Source organism: Paenibacillus periandrae, from assembly GCF_022458865.1.
GTDB classification, from domain to species: Bacteria; Bacillota; Bacilli; order Paenibacillales; family NBRC-103111; genus Paenibacillus_S; species Paenibacillus_S periandrae.
On record NZ_JAJNMU010000037.1, the window covers coordinates 15,547 to 38,017 of the forward strand.

At 48.1% G+C, this 22,471-nt stretch carries 19 protein-coding genes and 1 pseudogene; 2 read left to right on the forward strand and 18 right to left on the reverse strand.

All coding sequences use genetic code 11. The features are described from left to right. Positions 1–223: 223 nt before the first annotated feature. A complete protein-coding gene (locus LRL21_RS39820) occupies positions 224–1,771 on the reverse strand; it encodes an extracellular solute-binding protein (RefSeq protein WP_240421351.1) in 1,548 nt (515 codons plus the stop codon). 367 nt (positions 1,772–2,138) lie between these two features. Here LRL21_RS39820 and LRL21_RS39825 point away from each other — a divergent pair, with 367 nt between their 5' ends. Beyond that, positions 2,139–3,044 carry a helix-turn-helix domain-containing protein gene (locus LRL21_RS39825; RefSeq protein WP_240421352.1) on the forward strand — a complete coding sequence of 302 codons (906 nt, stop codon included), beginning with the start codon at positions 2,139–2,141 and terminating at the stop codon, positions 3,042–3,044. A gap of 423 nt (positions 3,045–3,467) precedes the next feature. Here LRL21_RS39825 and LRL21_RS46535 read toward each other — a convergent pair whose 3' ends face one another. The 10 genes from LRL21_RS46535 to LRL21_RS39875 form a co-directional block, all read right to left on the reverse strand. Then, positions 3,468–3,884, reverse strand: coding sequence for a chitinase N-terminal domain-containing protein (locus LRL21_RS46535; RefSeq protein WP_338044748.1), 417 nt, complete (start codon positions 3,882–3,884; stop codon positions 3,468–3,470). A 245-nt stretch (positions 3,885–4,129) separates the two neighbouring features. Beyond that, positions 4,130–9,319, reverse strand: a complete 5,190-nt coding sequence (locus LRL21_RS39835; protein ID WP_240421353.1) for a sugar-binding protein — start codon at positions 9,317–9,319, stop codon at positions 4,130–4,132. A 354-nt stretch (positions 9,320–9,673) separates the two neighbouring features. Beyond that, positions 9,674–9,964: a carboxylesterase family protein gene (locus tag LRL21_RS39840; protein WP_240421354.1), complete on the reverse strand. Its 291-nt coding sequence runs from the start codon at positions 9,962–9,964 to the stop codon at positions 9,674–9,676. Positions 9,965–10,558: 594 nt separating this feature from the next. Further along, on the reverse strand, positions 10,559–11,623 hold the full coding sequence (locus LRL21_RS39845; RefSeq protein WP_240421355.1) for a lactonase family protein: 1,065 nt from the start codon (positions 11,621–11,623) through the stop codon (positions 10,559–10,561). Positions 11,624–11,674: 51 nt separating this feature from the next. Further along, complete coding sequence (locus LRL21_RS39850) at positions 11,675–12,835, reverse strand: extracellular solute-binding protein (protein WP_240421356.1); 1,161 nt, start codon at positions 12,833–12,835, stop codon at positions 11,675–11,677. Between the two features lies 1 nt (position 12,836). Further along, a complete protein-coding gene (locus LRL21_RS39855; RefSeq protein WP_240421357.1) occupies positions 12,837–14,021 on the reverse strand; it encodes a CaiB/BaiF CoA transferase family protein in 1,185 nt (394 codons plus the stop codon). Between the two features lie 75 nt (positions 14,022–14,096). Then, positions 14,097–14,876 carry an enoyl-CoA hydratase/isomerase family protein gene (locus LRL21_RS39860; protein ID WP_240421358.1) on the reverse strand — a complete coding sequence of 260 codons (780 nt, stop codon included), beginning with the start codon at positions 14,874–14,876 and terminating at the stop codon, positions 14,097–14,099. Between the two features lie 19 nt (positions 14,877–14,895). Beyond that, positions 14,896–15,678, reverse strand: coding sequence for an SDR family NAD(P)-dependent oxidoreductase (locus LRL21_RS39865; protein WP_240421359.1), 783 nt, complete (start codon positions 15,676–15,678; stop codon positions 14,896–14,898). 194 nt (positions 15,679–15,872) lie between these two features. Then, positions 15,873–17,069 carry a glycoside hydrolase family 38 C-terminal domain-containing protein gene (locus LRL21_RS39870; protein ID WP_240421360.1) on the reverse strand — a complete coding sequence of 399 codons (1,197 nt, stop codon included), beginning with the start codon at positions 17,067–17,069 and terminating at the stop codon, positions 15,873–15,875. After that, positions 17,069–18,346 carry a glycoside hydrolase family 38 N-terminal domain-containing protein gene (locus LRL21_RS39875; RefSeq protein WP_240421361.1) on the reverse strand — a complete coding sequence of 426 codons (1,278 nt, stop codon included), beginning with the start codon at positions 18,344–18,346 and terminating at the stop codon, positions 17,069–17,071. The genes LRL21_RS39870 and LRL21_RS39875 overlap by 1 nt, the downstream gene beginning before the upstream one ends. 384 nt (positions 18,347–18,730) lie before the next feature. Here LRL21_RS39875 and LRL21_RS39880 point away from each other — a divergent pair, with 384 nt between their 5' ends. Continuing rightward, a complete protein-coding gene (locus LRL21_RS39880) occupies positions 18,731–19,261 on the forward strand; it encodes a GrpB family protein (RefSeq protein ID WP_240421362.1) in 531 nt (176 codons plus the stop codon). 58 nt (positions 19,262–19,319) lie between these two features. On the opposite strand, the gene LRL21_RS39885 is transcribed toward LRL21_RS39880, so the two are convergent. From LRL21_RS39885 to LRL21_RS39910, 7 genes and pseudogenes are all read right to left on the reverse strand, one after another. Beyond that, positions 19,320–19,655, reverse strand: coding sequence for a putative collagen-binding domain-containing protein (locus tag LRL21_RS39885; RefSeq protein WP_240421363.1), 336 nt, complete (start codon positions 19,653–19,655; stop codon positions 19,320–19,322). After that, positions 19,645–19,830, reverse strand: a complete 186-nt coding sequence (locus LRL21_RS39890) for a DUF6298 domain-containing protein (RefSeq protein WP_240421364.1) — start codon at positions 19,828–19,830, stop codon at positions 19,645–19,647. Before LRL21_RS39890 ends, LRL21_RS39885 begins: the two co-directional genes overlap by 11 nt. A 43-nt stretch (positions 19,831–19,873) precedes the next feature. After that, positions 19,874–20,209 (reverse strand): annotated as a pseudogene (locus LRL21_RS47105) (DUF6298 domain-containing protein); the annotation flags it as partial. Continuing rightward, positions 20,179–20,334 carry a DUF6298 domain-containing protein gene (locus tag LRL21_RS39895; protein ID WP_240421365.1) on the reverse strand — a complete coding sequence of 52 codons (156 nt, stop codon included), beginning with the start codon at positions 20,332–20,334 and terminating at the stop codon, positions 20,179–20,181. The gene LRL21_RS39895 and the pseudogene LRL21_RS47105, both read right to left, overlap by 31 nt. 26 nt (positions 20,335–20,360) lie before the next feature. Next, positions 20,361–20,507 (reverse strand): hypothetical protein, encoded by a 147-nt coding sequence (locus tag LRL21_RS39900; protein ID WP_240421366.1) that lies wholly within the window; start codon positions 20,505–20,507, stop codon positions 20,361–20,363. A 186-nt stretch (positions 20,508–20,693) separates the two neighbouring features. Continuing rightward, positions 20,694–21,590, reverse strand: a complete 897-nt coding sequence (locus LRL21_RS39905; RefSeq protein ID WP_240421367.1) for a sugar phosphate isomerase/epimerase family protein — start codon at positions 21,588–21,590, stop codon at positions 20,694–20,696. A gap of 11 nt (positions 21,591–21,601) precedes the next feature. Further along, on the reverse strand, positions 21,602–22,417 hold the full coding sequence (locus LRL21_RS39910) for a phytanoyl-CoA dioxygenase family protein (protein ID WP_240421368.1): 816 nt from the start codon (positions 22,415–22,417) through the stop codon (positions 21,602–21,604). Positions 22,418–22,471 lie beyond the last annotated feature (54 nt).

The following is a 22,471-nucleotide window of genomic DNA, read 5'->3' on the forward strand; positions in this document are numbered from 1 at the left end:
TGCTTCAACGAGTATTTACTCCAGTATTCATCTTCTTTCCTTGTACATTCAATTTCTGTTGTCACGCAAACCGTTTTATACATAACGAAGCGCCATTGTGACAAAATATGATTAATCTGCATATTCAAAAGAGCCTTAGAATTTTAGGTCAATTCTAAGGCTTTCTGTGATAAAGTTATAATAAGTGAAGCTTCACTCTTAAACTTACGTCACAGCAGTTGTGCTACTTTTTCTGTGATTTTGTATATTCCTGAGTGAGTTCATCGCTAATTTTGTTTCCGCCTTTATTACGCCATTCATCTGTTGCTTTGGTGAAGCCTGCCTCGTCAATTCCACCCATAATAAATTTGACTCGCGCATCATTGATGATCTTATCCAGCTCTGCCCCCAATTCTGCTTTCGTTGGCGACAAATACGGTTCTATAACGTTTTGCACGGAGTTCGGCAATTGTTCCTTATACATTTTCTTCACTTTCTTCATCACATCGTTCTCTGTCGGCCAAGTCAAGTCAGAAGGATTAATGTGCAATTGCCCCAGATCGGCAACCTGATCTTTCCATAACTGTTCGTTCGTGAAGATTGGATTACCGTTTTCGGTCTTATAATGTACACCTTCTACACCGAAGTCAAATAGCTTATATACGTCAGTATTCAGGCTATTATCGAAGTAGGCCAATATTTTTTTCAAATCAGCTTCCGTTTTAACGCTAGATTTCGGGAACATGAACACACCATAATAGCCAGAATTACCAGGTAATTTAACACCTTTCGGCCCTTGCAGTCCAACTACAAAGTCTGTCTTGGCATTAGGATTCAACTTGAACAAGTCTGAAAGGGTATTTGCGTCACTGGAACTTGCTAAAAACATACCCGCTTTACCCTGATTAAAGTTTTCCTTGAGCTTGGTCCCTTTGATCGCGCCGAAATCCTGATTAATTAATTTTTCGTCATACATCTTCTTCAGCAGCTTAAGTACATCCATATACTCTGTTGTCAAGAAATCAGGTGTGACTTTACCATCTTTGATCCCCCATTGGTTGAAGCCACCAAGCCCTGTTACGAGTACGGACATAGCATCATTTATCAGATTGTCATCCGAAAGCACTAGGCCGTACGTATCGTTTTTGCCATTTTTGTCTGGATCATTCTGGGTAAACGCTTTCGCTATGTTATACAAATCATCCACCGATTTCGGCTGCTGCAATCCTAAATTATCCAACCAGTCCTGTCGGAAAATGACGCCCTTTCGAGCGACTGGGCGCTCACGATAAATGCCATAAACTTTCCCATCAACCGAGATATTGTTAGCAATCTGTTCATTCCAATATTTTTGAAGGTTCGGAAAATCTTTAATATAAGGTCCGACTTCCCAGAAGGCACCAGAACGAATCGCATTAATGATCGCCGAGTTTTTATTATCTGTTACGACCATCGCTTGGGGGAGATTGCCGGATGCGAGTGTTACGTTCATCTTATCGTTGTAGGTCGCACCGGGAACGAAGGTTACATCCAGTTTAACGCGCAGCTTTTCCTGCAGCGCCTTGAACGCAGCATTAGAATCATCCGTTGTTGGTGGTTGTGCGGCAAAGAACGGCGCTATCATGCTGATTTTAGTCGGCTGATCCGGCGCTGCAACATTTGAAGTCGCTGTGGCATTCTCTACCTTCCCAGTTTCTCCCCCACAAGCGGAAACTAAAGATGCAACCGAGATTGTTGTAATACCAAGCGACATCCATTTTTTCCAGCTACCTGCTCCCTCTTTCTTTTTCATCTTTCTTTTCACCCTCCATAATTTGTTATTTATAAAAAGACAGGTGCCACATCGAATGGCATTACTATCCCTCTATCACTTCTCACTAGCTGCTATATTTTTTCTAAGAAGTATTTATATCAACACTCTAAAGGTATTTCATCATTTATGTCGATGATCATTTCATTCCTTCTTTCAGGTAGAGAATGTAAATCACTGCTTATTAAGAGAATCTATAATCATTATCTGCAACAGCTTATCATCTTCTGGGCAAATTCACGCAGATCCCATTTTCATATTGAATTTTATAGTTTTATTTGTTATTTTTGAAAACACGAGTCGTACAGGGTGACTCATAGATCCTGCTCTTGTAACGGAGATGAAATCGATGATGAAGAGTTTCGAAGAACTGACAAGCGACTCTCCCTTGATGCCATATATTCGAGAAGCTGGATTTGCTGTCCGGGAACCGTGGAGATTATCCGAACGACGACTCCTGGACTATTTGCTTATTTATATCCAAGAGGGTACATTGAAAATTCAACTTAACGGAACATCACACCTTTTTAACCGTGATGAATTCTGTCTTCTGCAACCTGGGGACCTTCATTCATTAGAGGGTGTGACAAATACAATCACGCCGTTTATTCACTTCGACCTCTTCTTTAATCCGGCTCGGGTTGACAGCTTTCCGTCCCCAGCCGGGCTAATTGATCTTAGCCCATTTTACCATCTGCTTCAGCCCAAATTAAACGATTTAAAGGCCATCTATGTCCCGGTTAAATTTTCGCCCACCCTTCCGGATGTCTTCAAGAAGACGATGCTAAAGATCATCGGCATGTGGTCTGATGGCGGCACGTTGCAGTGTTTAGAAGCAAATTTAGATCTTGCCAATCTGATGTTGAGTTTGCTAAAGGAACAGAAAGAATTTACTTCCCACAAATCAGACCCTTCTCAATCATTAAACTGGATTACATCCTACTTTTTCTTCAATTTATCACATCCTCTTTCCATTGAGGACATGGCCAAGCGTGCTAAGTTGTCACCATCACGCTTCTCTACCGTGTTCAAACAAACGTTTGGCATGTCACCACACCAATATTTGTTGAACATGCGAATTCAACATGCACAGACGCTTCTTCGTACAACCAGTATGGGGATGCACGAGATATCTGCCTATTGTGGTTTCTCAGATATGCATCACTTTGCCAAAACATTCCGTAGAATGACCGATAATACACCAAATGGTTATCGTAGAAAGGAAGCTGCTGGAGAATCAAAAGAATCTTGTTGATCAGGAATCCAATAACCTTCCCTTCTGCCTTCTATGACTTCACATGCCGCCAGTCCAAGTATAGCCCCTTTAGCCCACGCTTAACCTGCCAAAACATGAAAGTCACCAAAAGTCAGGTTTCTAATGATTCCAGAAATATAAACAGAACCGTCATTACTTCGGCGGTTCTGTTTATAGTCAAATATTTATATGAAACAATACTACTTACTTAATTTGACACTGTCGCCGTCAGCACTTCGCTGGACGTTGCGCCTGCGGCATTCACAAGCTCGCAGCGGTACTCATACACGCCGACAGGCTTTCCACTGATCGAAGTCGAAGCATATTGCGCGTTAGGCGTTGCCGCCGTCAGGCTCTTGGTGTCAATGAGCAAGCCGTTCTCATACAGACGATACTCGGTCGTATTCGTTCACCACCACAGATTCATAGAAACATAAAGTTACCGTCTCCGTCCCAATTATCCGCTGCCAATACCGCCTTGCCAGGCGCTGCGTCCGTCACCTTCACCACCAGTGGCTGACTTGTCGTCTTGCCTGCCGAATTGATCAACTCACCCACGTATGTGTAGGTTCCGTTGATTTTGCCCGTTGCCGTCCACGCTGCGGTTTGCGCAGCTGGGGATGCATTCGTCAAGTTCGTCGTGTTCACAAGAACACCGTTCTCATACAATTTAAATTGGGAGCCGTTCTGACCCCACCACGTATTCATCGAAACGGTGTAGTTGCCGTCTTTCAACCCGTTCGCATTCCCGCTGTTCGACGAAAGCACTGGCATACCCGGAGCGCTTGCGTCAACAACAGGCGCATTCTTCACCTGGAACGGAATTGAGGCTTCGTTCACGTTGCCGGCAATGTCCGTTATGCGATATGTAATCGTATGCGGACCAACCGCCAGGCTATCAGATGTAATCGCCTGCCCGCCGCGATGGCGTTGCCATCGAGCTTGAGGGTTTGCTCGGCTACGCCGGACATGCTGTCCGAGCTTGAGAGTTCAAAGGTAAATTGGGCGTTGGTCTCTACATCCCCCGACGCTGTGGCCCGATTGTGTCAGATCAGCCTGAGGCGCGGAACTGTCGAGATTCAAGCTCATTGCTCTGATCGTCTCCACATTACCTTCTGATTGGTCGCATTTGCGGGCGATACGGTCGCATTCAATTGGGTCGTTACACCTGGATTCAGATCGATTGACGTTTGATCCAAGGCAACGCCAGTTACCGGAACAGCGTCCGAGCCATAGACGAAGGTCACTTTATTGATCGTAACCGTCCAATTGTCGCAAGAAGCGTCCCCGTACGGGAAGACGATTTTCAGATAACGGTAGCCTCTTGCTACGCTATCGGCCTTGATATCGAGCGTATTGAAGCCGGATGAAGAACTAAGCAACGTCTGTGTGGCTGCAAGCTTCGTGAAGTTAACTCCATCCGTTGAACCGTAAAACGTAAAGCCGACAGTCGATGGAAGGCCGGTCCAAGCCGACGCGTTAATATCGAATGAATAAATATCGTTGTTCGGCGATTTGTAGATCACATATTCCGGACTCATGATGCCGTCGTTCTTATGCCGGAACTGGGTGGCATCGTTACCGTATTTGTCCAAGCCGCTGGTGGCGGTTATGTTGATTATATTCGCGGACTTGTCAAAAAGTTTTGACAAATCGACCGCGTCATCCGTAAATAGCAGCTTGACCGAATCCTCGGGCTGTACCTTCACAGCAACATATTTAAAGGTAACATTCAGCAAACGTTCATGCCAGTTGAGTTTGCCGGGGAATACTACCTTCAGAAATTGGGTCCCAGCCGGCAGATTGCTTGCCGTGTTGCTCCATACGGAATAGCCATTTGCACCGCCAGTTACCGTTGATTTTACCGTGATCGGCGCAAAGTTCACACCGTCGGCGGAACTATAGAACGTAAACTGTGGTGTAGTCGAGTACAGTCCGGAAGCAATGTCGAACGAGTAAATGTCGTTGCCCGGCGATTTATAAATTACGTACTCTGCAGGATTAGGGTTATCGTTCGTATGAATGAACGATGCCGCGTCATTCGCGAAGTTTTCCGGATGCGTCGTGATCACGGCAATATTCGCCGTTTTCGCATATAGCTTGGAAAAGTCGTGCGCATCATCCGTGAAATCCGTAAGTCCTTCCGGTAATGGTACAGTAACGACCGGCAAAGACATACCCAGGTTATGCAATAGCAGATGTCCGAACTGAGACATGTCCTTCCAGTTGTTTGCGGTGCCGTTCCACATCAGCTGGCTTTCGCGGTTGCCGCCGTTGTTCCCGTCGTCGTTGTTAACGCCGATGTCGAACCCTAACGTAATATCCCGCGCCGGAGTGACGTCGAGCGACGTCCAGGGAATCGCCATCTCAACGGTGTAACCGCCGTCTATATCTTTCTGTGCATACTGTATGCCGGGAATATCGCCCCCGACGACATGCAGCTGCGTATCGTGCCAACGGATCGTAATCTGACGGTCGTTCACACCATAGGAAGTGCTTCGACTGTTATCCGGATTGAGATAAATTTCAACCGAATCGTCCTGATAAGCTTGAGTCGAATCGTTCTTCAGTACGGTATCCAGCACCTGTATGCCGACATACAAGTTTTGCGCGTCGCTTAACGTGGCGAAACTGACGACGTTGTTCGGCGTACCGGTAATCGCCTTGGTCACATGGCCGCGCAGCAGCCAATCGGATTCGGTCAGCGCTCCATCGATCGTAATGGCGCCAGCATGCTGCACTGCAGCCGTTACATTTTTCCCATCATTCAGATACAGCGCGCCGAAGTTGGATGTATTTTGCCAGTTGTTGTTGTCACCTGTCCACATCAGCTGGCTCTCGCGGTTGCCGTTGTTATGGCCGTCATCATCGTTGTTTGCCACGTCGAAGCCGATGACCGAGCCTGCCTTCGGAGTCGGAATGCCAATACCGCTCCAAGGGATCGCCATTTCCACCGTATAACCACCGTCAATATCTTTTTGCGCATACTGGATACCGGGAATGTCACCGCCGACGGCGAGCTGTGCATCGTGCCAGCCGAGCGTAATTTGATGGTCGTCGGGACCGTAGGTGGTGGTTCGGTCATTGTTGCCGTCGATATAAATTTCGACGGAATCGTCCTGATAGGCTTGGGACGAATCATTCTTCAGCACAGAATCCAGTACTTTTACTGCTACGTAGAGATGATTGTCGTCCCACATCGTCCCGAAGAAGACGCTGTTGTCTGGTGTTCCTGTGATAATTCGACGTACTCCATTGTTGACAATCCAGCCGGCTTCCGACAAATCTCCATCGATGACTGGCGGAATAGCCGCTTTATTCCCGGCTGCAACCCCCCAGACAATGGCGCCGTCCTGTGTCGGATTGCAATCTACGCTCACAACAGCCGTAGACGTGTTTCCTGCAGGGTCCGTTGCCACCACTGTAATCGTATTAGTCCCCTTGACCACCGGAACGATGGCCGTAAACGAATTATCGCTCTGTTGAGTCACCGCTGTGCCGTTTACAGTGACGGTTGCCGCCTCGCTGACGCTTCCTTTCAGCACATAGCTGGTCGTCGTCGTCGATCCTGAGGCAGGTACCGTTATCACCGGCGGAATGGGATCGTAAATTACGTGACTGACAAGTGGCACCGCTTGCACACCAGCATAGTTGGAGGCCGTAACCGTGATCGTGTTGTCACCGAGCTGCAGGTTCAAGTTGCTGCTAAAGGTAAGCGGACCCGTTGCCGATGTTGAATCGCTCACGTAGACAAGCTTGATGTCGTCCACTCGGGCGCTATATACAGCAGCCGCTTTGCTCGAGAATCCAAATCCTTTGATCTTGCTCCAATCCATTGGCGTGGCAATGGTTTGATTGTATGCCGATATATCCGTTGACGGCGCATAGTGCACGGCAGCATCGAAGTCCGCCAAAGGAATGGTCACACGCGCCCATTTATTGATGTAATCGGACACTGTAATGTAATTGGCAAGCGGCAAGCGTGCTTCCACCTTGGTACCATTGTCTGATTCCAACACAGCGGAAAGAGTGCTCTCGGCAATAGCAGCATTCAGCCAGAATTGAAGCGCTCCCGTTGTTCGATAAGCTGTGAAATCCTGGGTAATGCCTTGCGACGATTTGTTAAGGAAATCGAAGTTGAGACGGGCGAAACCAACCGATGATGTGCCCATCTTCAGCCGCAGCGAGCTGGCGCCTTCAGCCGGCTGGAATATTGTCGCACTGTCCCAAACTCCTTGCGCGTTGGCAGTTAATCCGCCACCAGAGCTCCCTAAAACGCCCATGTAAACAGCACCTACTACGCCTGGTGCAGGAGTCACGGAAGAGCCTGGTGCTGGCCAGCCATTGCTTGCCAAAGGTTGCATCAATTCTCCCGCCGTATGGCCGCCTGATCCTGTCCCGCCGACACTGTAGGTGTTGTCGGCTAAGATTGCGCCATTAAACTCCTGCTTGACATGAACAGTTGCACTCCCGTTCGTTCTGCCCGAAACGCTATAAGCGCTCTGCTTGACGAAGTTTTGGCCACTCTGCTCAAGACTCAAGCCCAAATAGGTCGGATCGTATCGAACCGTTAAAGGCTCGGAGCTTCCTTGATTTCCTGCTTGATCCGTAGTTACGGCCATTATCGTATTGATGCCGACATTCAGCGTAATCGTCGTGCTGAAGCTCAGATCGTTGGCCACGGTGACCTGCTGCCCGTTAATCTGCAGCGTGCCGGGTTCGTCCAGATGCCCGGACACCGTAAACTGCGAGCCCCTTACCGCATAATCGGCATCGAGTACGGAAGAACTGCCGGATTGGTCAAACGTAACTTTCGGCGGTGCTGTATCCGTGTTGGAACTGACGATGACCGACACACTCTTGGGCGGCAGCACAACGCTGGATGCCGTTCCTCCGAATATATTGCGAGTTGCTGCAAGTTTCATATCCTGCCCCACCGGAATAACCGCAGTATGTTGATAAACACTTGCGGTCAGTCCGGTCAAGCCGTTCACATTGACAGTTTTGGCCTGGTCCGTTGGATTCACGAGCAGTGCGGTCGTTTTCGTGCCGTTCACGAAGGCAACGCCATCCATCCAGACCGAATTGTCTGTCGTCAAGCCGGAAGCGGCATCGGCCGTCATACGCCGCACTTTCGAACCGACTGGAACATTATTGAAAATTTTACTCAGGACGTAGAATGCTTTGGATTTGGTAACAGTTACCCCGTCTCCGTCAAGCAAAACTTCGCCCGCATCCTTCGGGTGCCTGCCGGCTGCAAATCCCAGCCACCAGAACCAGTAGTTGTTCTGGATAAATGCCATATCGCTTGACAACCGCCGTGCGACATTAATCGCCATATCCATTTCGGATACATTTGTGATCAAGGTGCTGTATTCGGTTTGCCAGCGATCCCTGCCAGGCACATTGTTCAGCGTGTTTAAGTAAGATTGGTACACATTCGTCGTGTCATACCCTTTGAGGTAGTAGCTGTGCGACGCCAGCCCGCCGATCGCGTTATTCAAAGCCGAATCGTTCGTCAATGCGGAGAAGTTCTGACCTAGCAGTTGCTCGTTTTCAGAATAGGTAGCCCCCTCTGGAGCCAATATCTGAACGCCTGTCAAGCTTGCGGCATCCAGTTTCGACCGCAGAAGCTTGGCCACGCGTTGATACTGGGCTCCATTGTCATCGCCCCAATAACACCATTCGCTCACAATCGTCGAGAGCGGTTCGTTCTGGAAGCTGATGGCTTTAGGAACAGATGCACCTTTATTTTTCAGCCAATTGATCGCATTAACCAAGTAGTCGGTAAATGCATCCTCCTTCTCGGGACGCAGTCTTACATGCTCCGTACCCGTCCAGCCGTTTACAGTTGCAATCGTTTTCATGCCTACCGGCGGTGACCATACGGAGACGATATAGTCGTGCTTTCCTCTCGTCTCGCCAGTTTGAACGAGGTCATAAATCTCCTTCATTTTGTCGTCATACACGTTGCCATTCGCGTCCCCCGCAACGACCGGGATCATTACACGAAACATACTGATGCCTAAATCGTTGAAGAGTGCATCCTGTGCCCCCGTCTCCGGGATAAAATTCCGGTTCCAATCCGCGCGGTTCCATGACGGAAACACCCCCCAGCCTTTGACTGACTGTTGATCCACACTTGATATATTCACATTATAGACAGTCTGATCTGCCGCTGCGGCACTTGCCTGACGAATCGTGATTCCCATTGTGCCGGAAAGCAGGATTAGCACGGAGAGCGCCAAGCAGAGCATTTTCTTAAATAATTTCATCGTCAACATTACTTCCTCCCTCTCAATCAACTATGGCCTAAGCATTACTGCACAGGGTAAAACGCTTTCATTTTTCTCTGGAAAATCATACGAAGTTGCCTCTATAACATCACCTCCTCTCATGGTTTTTCTGACTCTTGGCTGCTCTTTTTTATGAAACGCTTACATTACTACTTTAAAAAAATTTCCTTCAAAATCCCTCATGAAGTTGTGCCTCTGCATCCCGCTTTATATCGTGTAAAATGACAGTGGCGAACCCGTCTCTAGTATGTTGCCGAACTTTATACCGCTGTTCTTCCATGTCCCTCATCCTTTCCCCATTGGTCGACGGGTTCGCTTTTGATTTGACCACCGTTAACGGTGTGCAGTATTCAACCGCTGCTGAAGCAACCAGTCGTAAATGTCTCCCCTGCGGTATACCTCGGTCCAGCAATCATGTCCCGCATCGGGATATACGGTAAACCGAACCGGATTGTCCAAAGCCTTCAGTGCACGGACCAGTTCCTCCGTATAGGATATGGGAACCACTTCATCTTTTCCCCCATGAAACGTCGATATTGGTGTATGAAGCAGTCGGAAGACTCTCCAGGACATGCCGCCCCCGCAAATTGGGATGATAGCAGCAAAAACGCTAGGGTGCTCCATGGCAATTTCCCAGGTTCCGAATCCCCCATGCTAATCCCCGTTAAATAAATTCGTTCCGGATCCACACGATATTCCTGGCGAATTTTGTCTAACAGTTCCATCACTCTGTCGCCCTGCATAATCCAAACGGAAGGTTCCGGACATTGAGGGGCTAGCACGATAAAGGGAAACTCACGACCTTCGTCCGCTTCCTTAGGAATCCCATGCATACCAAGAAGGTTCGGATCACTCCCTCTCTGGCCTGCTCCATGGAGAAATACAACCAACGGCCAATCCTTCTTCATCTCTAGCTCATAATCCCGTGGCAGATATAGCCGGTAGTTTACATCCATGTCACGCGAAACCAATAACTGTTCATTGTTCGAAATTCCCTTTATAATTCCATCACCTAATTTCAATCATTCTATAGACTAATTTAAGCGTCATTGTTGTTCAGGTCGATAATCACAAAATGGGTTTTTCCGGCAAACTCCATTCCATCCTATTTACGATTAAGTAAATATTCATCTTCTTTTTTATTAATATTCATTTTCTGCTATCAATAAGAAAACCCAGTACCACCAATTGGGTACCGGGCTTGAATCTTCTTTGCAACTAATTATTAAGTATACAAACGCATGAAGGACGATGTATGGATATCGTTTGCGTTGTTTTTTGAATCCTTCCCTCTTTCTCGATATCGAAAAGCAGAATGGAGTCGCTGTCTTGGTTCGCTACTACGAGGTAAGGCTCATTGCCTACGATACTAAAATTGCGAGGTGTTTTCCCTCCCGTGCTGAAATGGTCACCGCAATGCAATCCTCCATCTTCATGGATGCTGTAAATGACCAGACTATCATGTCCGCGATTCGAGGCATATAGAAATTTCCCATCGGGAGTAATATGAATATCTGCAGAAATATTCTCGCTGTCATACGTTTTGGGAAGTGCAGAAACAGTTTGTATGCGCTCCAATGTAAGCTTGGAGTTTGCCGAGATGTTATCACCAGCACGAATCCGATACACGCCAACAGTTGAGCTTAGTTCTTCTAAAACATAGGCTATTGATAATCGGGGATGAAATGCTACATGGCGTGGTCCATGACCTTGGAAAGTATCTTGCATGCTGACCAGGTCCCACTTTCCAGCTGTATCTTTCAACCCATAGAGATATAACTTATCATTTCCCAAGTCTGGAACCAGCCACTGATTTGTATTCGGAATACGATTGACCGAGTGTGGATGTGAACTCTCTTGCCGATCATTCCGAATACTCCTGCCCTTATGATGGATTTGATCAGTCATGGTACCGATGCTACCATCCTTGTTCAGCGGATACACATTAATGGAGCCACTTCCGTAATTGACCGAGCAGATCCATTTTCCATATTCATCTGTTTGAAGATGACATGGATAGCTTCCATATGTCGGCTGACGATTGATTTCTTCAAAAACACCTGAGTTTCTATTGAATTTAAGGGCAACGACAGCTCCTTCTTCAGTTTCACTCACAGCATATACAACCTCCATCTGTGGATTTACTGCCAAAAATGAAGGATTTTGAATACCTTTATATCCGTTCACATATTGAAGTCTCCCGGAAGAGCTGTCTAACTCCAACATATGGATGCCGACATCTCCAGCTCCAGTGTACGTTCCTACTAGGATTGAATAGTGCATACCAACTGCTCCTCATACATCTATGTTTAGGTCTCATGTATCAATAAGGGATCATCTTCGAACAGCATCACTGTATATTTCATTCATGCTCGTAATCAATTCTTTTGCCTGAAGATTCGCACCTCCTGCGGCCTGAACCAATTTCTCGTGCAGCAAAAATCCTGCTTGCTCCTGAAACTCCGGAAACGCCCGGTTGCGCGGACGCATATAGCTACTTTCCAGGGTATCGATCGTGCCTTTAAAAAAGTTACTGCTCTCCATATTCACTCGCGGATCGCGCCAGGCACCGGCATGACCGGGCTGCCCGCCACCATCAAAGTATTCGTTTCTTTGCACATCCGGGCTTACGATATGCTTAGCAAACTCTACAGCCAGCGGGATGTGATTGGACAATGCGGATACCGCAATCCCTACGCCACCAAGCAAGCCGCCTTGCGGCAGACCGGAGACAGAGGGGATATTTCCGAATTGAAGGATCTTTTCACCTACCCCCCGTCTGGAATAATTGGAATAGCCAAAGGCGAGCGGTACATATGCGATCTCATCGGACTGCACCATCCTGTCATACATTTGAATGGGATTCATGTATAGCGAATCGGAATGTAGAACTGGCAATAATTTAAACAGGACTTCGAGCGCTTCTTCTCCCACTTTGAACGGAACTCCATGCTCTTCATCAAAGAATTGATGGCCACCAATATTAGCGCACAAGGATAAGAAGCTGCACATCGCGTCAGTCGAGCATAGCGGCCAGCCTACACGCTGGCCGGCCCCCAAAGATTTTGCAAGGATGATAACCTCATGCCAATACCGAGGGAGGGCACATCCGGATAACAGATCTGGCCGGTATGCGGCAACCTGTGCGGCGGCATCAGCAGCAAGGGCCCACTGTTTGCCGTCCCATTGATAACTGAAATGGCTTGGGCCAATAGAATACCGGGCCTGATCATCCAGAAACTCCCGCTCAACCCATTCATCGAGCGGCACGAGCACACCTTGCGACGAGCAGATCCCGACATGAGGATGATCGATCATGATAAGATCATATTTTTGTGCCAGCATGTGAACCGGATAATCCCCAAAATCTTTAAGCGAACGGCAATCCCAGACAATGTCCACGTCGGGATGACGCTCCTTGAATAATTGGCTTAATCGTTGCAGCGGAGCGTAGCCACGGGGATGTTGCCAGGTCATTCCTCTTAGTTCGGTCATCTTAGATTACCTCATTTTGTTTCATAGCGGTGATGGCTTCTTCTGAATAACCCAGCTCCCTAAGAATTTCTTCATTTTGCTCGCCGACTTGAGGAGGATGCCGCCGAATTTCCCCGGGTGTCTCGCTAAGTTTGACCGGAATATTGACGGTCTTCACCTCGCCGGCGACAGGATGCCGATACGAAGTGAAAGCTTGCAAATGGACGGCTTGAGGATCCTGCTCAGCTTCAAGATGGTTCTTGACCTCCGAGACCCACATATCCCGCTTGAGCATTTTAGCCACCCAATATGCGGTTGTTTCCTTCACTACGCTAGCCTGAATTCGAAAAAACACCTCATCCCGCTTCTCATACAGCGTTTGCGGATCGTTATAGGCGTTCAGCCCTTCGTCTCTCAGCACCTCGGCGAGCACGGGAATCGGATTGACGGAGATGCACATATAGCCATCTGACGTTTGATAGATGCCGAAGGGAGCGGATTGGCCCGGATGCGCAATTCCAGACTCAGGACGCTCGAACAGCCTGCCGGAATTGAGGGTTACAGCGAATTCCTGGAGTTGATGGGCTAGCAGACATTGAAACAGGTTGACCTCAATCTTTTGTCCTTTTCCCGTCTTTTCCCGGTAATACAAAGCGGATAGTACACTGTACACGATGTTAAAGGCACCTAATTGATCTGCAATTCCGGTGCCCAGCGGGACGGGCGGTTCGTTCTTGCGACCGGTAAGTGTCGTCAGTCCGGAAAGGGATTGTATCATCAAATCCTGTCCAGGGAGTTCCGCATAGGGGCCGTCCTGTCCGTATCCGGTACTGGAACAGTAGATGATGCGCGGATTGATCTGTTTCAAGTCTTCATAGCCGAAGCCAAGTTTCTCCATGACGCCAGGGCGAAAATTTTCTACGGCAATATCACATTCCTGCACAAGCTTATAAATAATTTCTCTGGCTTCCGCCGATTTCAAATTGAGCGCAAGCGATCTCTTGTTGCGGTTAAACGCCAGATAGCACGGCGACTCTCCGCCGATCCGATAGCCGAAAAACGCCCATTGTCGATAGCTGTCGCCACTGCCCTTACGTTCGATTTTAATTACGTCAGCTCCCAGATCCCCGAGCATTTGTGTGGCGAAAGGCCCTTGCAGCAAATGAGTAAAATCCAGTACTTTAACTCCCGATAATGCATGTTCCATGTTCAATCTTCCTCCCCTTGTAAGCCGCTTCATGATGGCCTCAATAATTACGTATAACCTAGCGGCTTGCTGTGATTACTTCCCGATAAACCGGGCTTCCCGCTTTTCGATAAATGCAGCAATCCCTTCCTGGGCATCCTCTGTTCGGAACAAATTGGCAAGAAACGCCCGATCGTACGCTTGGGCCGTTTCCAGACTGGCATCGCGGCCTTCATTAATCAGCTTCTTGATTACTTGTAAAGCTAGCGGCGCTTTCCGAGCAAGGTCCTGCGCCAAGGCAATGGCTGCATCTAACAGAGCTTCGGGCTCCATTACCCGGCTGACTAGTCCGGCTTGCAAGCCTTCGTCAGCTGTCAAGAATCGACCCGTCAAGGCAAGTTCTTTCGCCGCATACGGCCCCATCAAACGTGCGACCTTCTGAAGCCCGCCTCCTCCCGGTACGAGACCCAGATTCACTTCCGGAAGGCCGAATTTTGCCTTGGCGGAAGCGAAGATAAGGTCGCATGCCAAGGCCAGCTCAAAGCCGCCGCCAAGGGCAAAGCCATTTACCGCCGCTACGATCGGCTTGGCGCAGCTTTCGATCGAGCGGTACATTTCCCGCCCTTTATCCTGGAATGCAAAAAACTGTCCGGCATCCAGCCCACTGTATTCTCCAATATCAGCGCCCGCCATGAAGGCCTTCCCCTTCCCCGTCAGCACGACAGCACGCACTTCGGGTGTCTCATGAACAAATCGAAAGCAATCGGTCAACTCCTGCATCAGTTTACTGTTCATCGCATTCAGCTTCTCTTCCCGTGAAATCGTCACGACAAGCACATGCTGAACCGATTGCGTTTGTAAGAACGTATAAGACATTTTCGGCTCTCTCCCCTCATTATTCTCCTCGTACTGTCTGACCACCGTCAGCCACAAGGGTTTGTCCCGTGATGAACGAGGCTTCCTCACTGCACAAGAACAAAACCGCGTCAGCAATTTCTGCCGGTTGACCGAACCTTCCAATTGGATGGGCATCGTTCCACAACTGAATAAGCGCCTGAGGATCCTCAACGTCTTCAAAAATCTTCTCATTCATCGGTGTCATTACCGTTCCTGGCGCAACAGCGTTAATTCGTATACCTTCTCTCGCATATTGAATAGCCGCCTGACGTGTCAGCGCGAGAGTCCCTCCTTTTGAGGCCGCATAGCCTGCCCAGCCCATGAAACCTCGCAGCGCCTGCGTTGAGCTGCAATTGACAATGACTCCACTGCCTTGCTTTTGCATGTAAGGGATTGCGTATTTGCAACCACGGAACACGCCGCCAAGATTGATATTCAGTACCTTTTGCCAATGCGCTTCGCTCATCGCCGTCACTTCTCCGCCGATCGCGACACCAGCATTATTAAACACATAGTCAAGTCTCTGTCTGTAAGAATACGCTTTCGTCATCAAATTCCTTACCATGTCGTCATTGCCTACGTCCGTCTTCACAAAATGAACATCTTGTCCAGAGCGGCGAAGTTCCTCCGCTAACGCATTGCCAACTTCTTCATGAACATCGCCAATCACCGTCGTAGCGCCTGCCGCTGAAAATTTACGAACAGTCGCCTCGCCGATCCCTGCCGATCCCCCCGTAATAACAGCCACCTTGCCGGTAAAATCATACTTGATATTTGACATCGTCCTCATACCTCCCCATAATCTTTCACCTTCCACTAAGTCATGCCTTACATGGTTCCAATACTGTTTCAAGTCATTCAAATTGCCTTGACCCCCATGACACCCATGCTGGGATTACATAAACGTGGGCCAACAGACTCGTTTGTCCATTGACCCTATTTTTCATGATCGGTACGTCATGGGCCATCAATTAACTACTCTTTCAAGCGAAAGCAAACTAGACCGTCGTTCATGTCGCGACATCTTTGCAGGCCAGCTTCCTCTGAAGCAAGTTCGCTTCCCCAACTTAAGCGGTAATTAAACTCATAGAACCCGCCCATGGTTGCTTTGAAGTTCGTTTCCCAATAGTTCGTCATCACCCAGGAATACAAATGGGCATGAGCTAGGTCGGCTTCTTGTTGCCCGTTCAATAATCGTTCACCAAACTCAAGCGAACCCAATTGTACGAGCGGCGTATCCGGCATGGCAATTGCCAAACCGTATTGCCCTGAGCTGTACGCCACCCCTTCTTCGATGGTATAAAAATCGATTAGGCTGCCCGGCAACTGATCCTTGCCTGGACGAAGCAGGAAGCCATATTTTTGAAGCCAAAGTTGAGCAGGCTCTGCATCCGTCCGGATCTCGAAAGGTAGTGAAACAAAAACATTTTCTGGGTCCCAGACGCTGTCCTTATGCATGCGAACTGCTACATCGATTCGAGGCATACCAGCGTAAGCCGTCAAAAACAAAGAGCAGTAGCTTGTCCCCGTGAGCTCATATAGCAGCTCAACAGTCGCAAAGTGGTCGCCTTGTTCCACACCCTTGACTCCCACCAAGTTTCCAGCAGTGCGTTTGACATTGAGGCCTTTTCGGTTTCGGCCCATATTTTTGCGCACTTGCATCATGTTATCGGCAGATCCGGCCGGCGTCACCTCGTAAATAGGCGTAAAAGCTGCGTATTGCCAATCCGTCCTGACGAGCTCCCGTTTCTCTTTTTTATCGAATACAGAGACGACCCCTTCCTTCTCCTTCCAAACGATCTTGATAAAAGGGGTTTCTACCGAGGTTTCAGTGATACTTATAGGGTCACTAGTAACGTTCCCAACTCCTGCTGGGGGTTCCTTGATGTCAGTCATGCCGTCAGTACCCGTCCGTTGAAAGCTTGAGGCCGTAGCGCCCTGAAGCATATGTTCAGCTCCGATACGGATCGACAATCGTTTTTGTTCTCCAGGGGCCAAACGAATCAGAACATAGACCTCTATCCCTCGACTGTCCTGACGTATTTGATAAGGCAGCGGCATATTGTTTGCCTCGTCAATCACCTCAAACCCTTTCTTCTTTAAACTTGAGGCCTCCCAATAATCAACATAGATTTTAACCAGATCGGTCACGGGATGATTCGAAGGATTCATCACCTGGTAACGAAGAGGCCTGCTATGTGCCAGAGGTCTTCTCCGAGCGCCTGCAGTACTTGATCCAGTGCGCTTTTGGCGTAATAGTGAGCCTCAGCGGCGAACGCTTCCTTGCGTACCGCTAACGCATGATTCTGCAGATTCCACGGCTCGCTCACGGAAGCAAAATGACCCCATGTATGCTCTGCAAACATCATCATCCGGTGCTCTGCCTGCCCTACTAACTCCGCATTTACATAACGTCTTCCGGCATCTAGCTGCTTCACCCTTCGGAGTGTTCGTTGAGCATCCCGGAAGATTTGGGTGTGCAACGGCGTCGATACCGCTCCATCGTTCCACCAATCCGGCCAATCACCTCGGTGTACCGGTATCTCCTCGGGCCGTTTTCGAAGATGGGAAAAAAAGTCGCTTAGGGTTGCCATTTCAATTTGAATATGCTCCCCGTGAACTTCGTTCCACTTCTGAATAAATTCCATGTTTTCACCGTTGGGTGGAGCGTTGTCTGTAAGCAGACCCGAAGCCATGATAGGGACAAAGTCATATGGATACTTCTCTTCCTCCAGCTTCGCCAAGTAGCGGTTAATTCGCTTCTCGGTAATCTCCCAGTGGTTGTCAGCTGTATGGGTCGGGCTGAATTCATCCTTGATCATATAGGAATGAAGAGCTCCGGGAACAAGACCGAGATCGTTGCCCAGATTGTAATGATCCCCATTCCAGACGAGAAGCCGATCACCTTGGGGGGGTTCCCACCAGAACGGGATTTGCTTACGCCAAAGCGGGAACATCCCGTGATGTGTATGGATACACATGGACAGGTTCTGAATGCCCAGATCGGCAAGAGACTGCGCATACCCCCAGCCATAACCGTTAAGATCCGCTGTCATCGCAGAATCGATCTTTAAACCCATGGAGCTTGCAAAGTCGACCGCTTTCTCCGTACAAGCTTTAAAAATGCCGTTATCCAAAATTTCGACGATATGCAAGTAATTTGCCGTTAGCTCTATATGTCCCGCCTGCAAGGCAAGTTTGAAGCGTTCGTGCCACTCAGTAGTCGTTTGCTCCAGAAACTGCTCGACTGGCCAGAATGATTCGCAGGTCCAACGAAATCCTTCCCATTCTGCCCGCTCGCCTGAGCGAATTTTTTCACTGATTTCAATCGCCTGTTTAATAAAATCCACATGATATAATGCAACTTTTTCCTGTCTGTCCGTATAGCCGACATCTGTATGGGCATGGTGAATGACGAAAATCTTCCATTTACTCTTTAATTGCTTCATGTTCATGTTCCCCCCTTTTTCTTGTGCACTTGGGTGCATATGTTTAATTTAATAGACCAGCGGGTTGAACGGAGTCGCCGCAAGATCACCTGCTTGAAGACCTGAGGCTGCTGGCACAGTTCCATCCATCATGAATGAAAGGTGTCTCCACATTCATGCTAATTGTGATAGAAATTCAAGTCGATATTCATTAATTGGGGGATTTCAGATGAACTGCTTAGAATCGTGTAATCGTAAATTCTATATTCATTTTCTATCGCCCTATATTCATTTTCTGCTCTCTATGACTCCCAATTGTAAATGCAATCTGCGACAGAATATGATAATTTGTTATATTAAGCGGTGAGCTATGCTACAATATTTTTAAAAGTGGGTGGAAACAAGATGGATATTAATGAGACAATAAGTGTAGTCCCTTACGATGAGAAGTGGAATGCTTTATTCCAAAGCGAAAAATTACATCTTCTTAAGGCTTTCGGAGATAATGTTACCGAAATGCAGCATTTTGGAAGCACATCTGTTCCCGGAATGATGTCAAAACCAATCATTGATATCTTAATTGGTATGAGTACACTTGAGTTAAATCAGTCCGTCATGAACAACTTATCCCATCTGGGCTATGAAGGATTCGGAGAAATGGGGCCGGGTCGATTATATTTTCGCAAACGGGAAGAATTTGCGTTTAATCTTGCTGTTGTTATTTGGAAAGGTGAGCAATGGGTAAACAATCTTCTCATAAGGGATTATTTAAGATATAATCCCGATGTAGCCAAGTGTTACTCGGATAAAAAGCTCAATTCTATCAACAAAGGATACACGACACTACTTCCTTATTCGGATGAAAAAGCCGATTTCGTATATAGCTTGCTCGAACAAGCAAAGAGAACTTTGGGATACGATAGCCAGAACTGCTAGTAGACAGTAGTTCTGGCTTCGAGGTTCCATTCTTTTATTTGGCTCCCAATCAGGTACCTTACCGGATCAAAGGAGAGATCCACAGCAGCCAGTCCTGAAGATCGGGATCCATAAACTTAACGCACCCTGAACCACCTGGCCCGACTGTACCTCCATCCAGAATATCGCCTGTTCTCGGATCGAACCATCTGCAGGCTAACGCCGAATCGACGGGCGGAAGCTCTAACGAGACATTCCCACCCTCAAGCATATAGATCAAGATCAGCTTACCATGAGCGGCGAGACACCAATTTCGATCTTGGCCGTCAAGCACAATGGTTTTGGTTTGCGGCAAAGCCTCAGACAGATATTTTTTAATAAAATGAAACGGAATTTGGATGATGTTACATCCCACCGGGCGGTGCATGCAAGACACCGGTTTCAACATAGGACCAGTACCGCAAATCGACGGTAGAAACCGTCCCGGATCGATCCAGATTTTCCAGAATCGCATCCGTCACATCCTTGGTCGCGTTTAGCGCAATATGAACGGACTTCCCGGCCTCCGTTTCCCAATTGACGGATTTCATCCAAACAGTATTCTACGAACGACAGTGGTCCTGTATATTCCTCTCCGATCAAGAAGACCACATTCCGGTTGTCTCCCAGAATATCCAGGCATCGCCTGATGTATTTGTGGTGCAATTCCCTTCGAAGGGGATGGCTCACATCATAGAATGCATTCGCAGCCGGAACCTGATCCGGCATATCCGTGGCGGGCCGCCATGGAAAATCCACATAATGGGCCTCCGATTCAACCAAAGCATGCTGCAAATGAAAGTTATGAAATAGAATGGTCCCTTTCCTGTCGCACAGATCGGCAAATTCCTTCAGTCTCCTGAAATACCTGGGATTGAAGCTTTCCAGATCATACTTTCCTAACCCGTCCCATGCAGAGGGGTCATCCATGGATGCTCCAGAAAAGGGGGAACGGCGTAGGAATCCGGCCTCCATACGGTATCATGGGCATCGCGCCTGCGGTCAAACCACAGTCCGTAGCAATGCTCGAATCCGGGAAAGCCGTGCTTCTGCATAGAATCCGTCAGCCGGTCGAGATCCTCTACATAGCCAGGCCCTGTCCGGTCAGGATCCCCAAGCCGCTATATTGGGCCGGATCGGGCAGCCGACATACCAGCCGTTCCCTTCCTGAAATCTGCCCCATATCTTGTTGTGTTGAGCAATCCCCATACGATTCGTTCCTTGTCAACGTACCAGCCGTTTATGAGCTTCAAATTAGATCATCCTTTTATGTACGATTCGAGGATGTTCGACCGGCATCGTGCCGCATAAAGCAACAATCAGCATAGGCTTACCATTACGGCAAACTTATGCTGATTGTCACATCCCATCCCTTTAATAATGAACGTCATCCTGCTCCCATTGGCCTAATTGTTTATACGCCATCGTAGCTCTTGGTTATGGCCTTACTCCAACATTTTTCAGCAATTCGTTTGATCACCTGCGATTGCTCCCACCGGTCAAAATGCTCCAACCACGAATAAGCTGGCAAGTAGTTATCCGTAACCATGTAATGATGCCCTATTTCACATACGAACGGAAGAATATCTCCGGGTGAAGCTTGCTCCAGCCAGTATGACATTCCGCGCTCCCACCAACGCGCAAAATGTTCGACCATGGGATGATCGGCCTCTTGACCGACATTGATTTGAATCTGCTGTGCATTTGTTATTCTGCCATGAAACGAAGAAGTTCGTTGGAGCAGCTCATCGAAATAAGGATCGATATGTTCGAAGTCGTACATTTCTCCTGCCAGCACGTAATGAGATAAATCGATTGTAAGTCTGAGATTCGGCAAAGTTTGGACATATTGAACAGTTCGAAGCAGATCTTGCGTAATTCGTCCCCGATGGGTTTCGATAAACAAGGGAAGATTATATCGTTCTGCCACTCTCTGCAAAGTATCCAACCGGGTTATTGCTTCCTTGCCCACACAAAATGCATTCGGCACCTGGGCATTTACATAGAGCACGGGATAATCGCTGGCTTTTTCCAAAAGCTCGACAAGCTGCTCTCCCGTCGCCGGAAATGATTCCAAGCCAAAGGTGAAACGGTTCCTCTCCAATAAATTTCTCCACAATGGCTCTTCACCATGTTCTGGAAGAGCTCCAAAGATCCCCGTAAAGCCGGCTTCGGCAATACAGTTAAACTTTTCCTCTAACGACCATTCTTTGTTATTTGTCCCGTAGCATTTCATGGACCACATTGCTTGTTGTATTTCCAGTCTTGGTGCCGCGACGCTGCCGTCATTCGCCCTTAGCTTCATATTCATAAATCCTTCCCTTACCTGACTGCATTATAAACGATCGGGTTCAACGTGCTTGCCGCCAACTCGCCCGGCTGTACGCCCGGCAGCCAGTTTTTAAGATCATTCTTGCGCACGTTGCTGTCCGGTTCGGCTACTCGCGTGCCATCTGCATAATAGATGACGGTCATGATTTTCCGCATTTGATCGGTTGGATTGCCGGGTGCGCTGTGCAATGTCCATCCTGCATGGAACGTAGCATCTCCTGCTTTCATAGCACCGTAAGATACTTTTTCAAATCCCTTGCTGTCGATGAATCCGGCTAATGTCCGATGCGATTCATCCGAAATGACCAGCTTATTAATATAACCCAGCTCATGCGACCCCGAAGCAAAAGTCATGGACCCTACGTCCTCCGAAATTGGCACCAGAGGCATCCACATTGTTATTGTTTTATCGGTGTCTAATGGCCAATAAATTTGATCCTGATGCCAAGGCGTATGGCCGCCTCCCGGCTCTTTAAACAAGGCTTGGTCGTGATAAATGCGTACCGACGGTACTCCCATGAGTTCAGCTGCAATTCGGGCAAAACGATTCGCCAGCACAAACGTGCGAACCGCTTCATGATGCTGCCACAAATTTGTAATTTGAATGAAAGCTTTGCCGTAAGTATCTCTCTCCTCCAACGGCTTGCTCTGCCGATTTAACTCGCGGACGCTCTTGCTGATGATTGGCTCAAATTTCGAGATCAAATCGGGGCCAGCCACGTCCCGTAAAATGATATGTCCTTTTTCTTGATAGTCCTCTATCTGCTGTTTGCTTAGACTAGACGTGGTTTCCAGAGGTGAAATCATTATGTTCTTCTCTCCTTTGTCAATTTATATCATTATACTAACCATAAATATAGG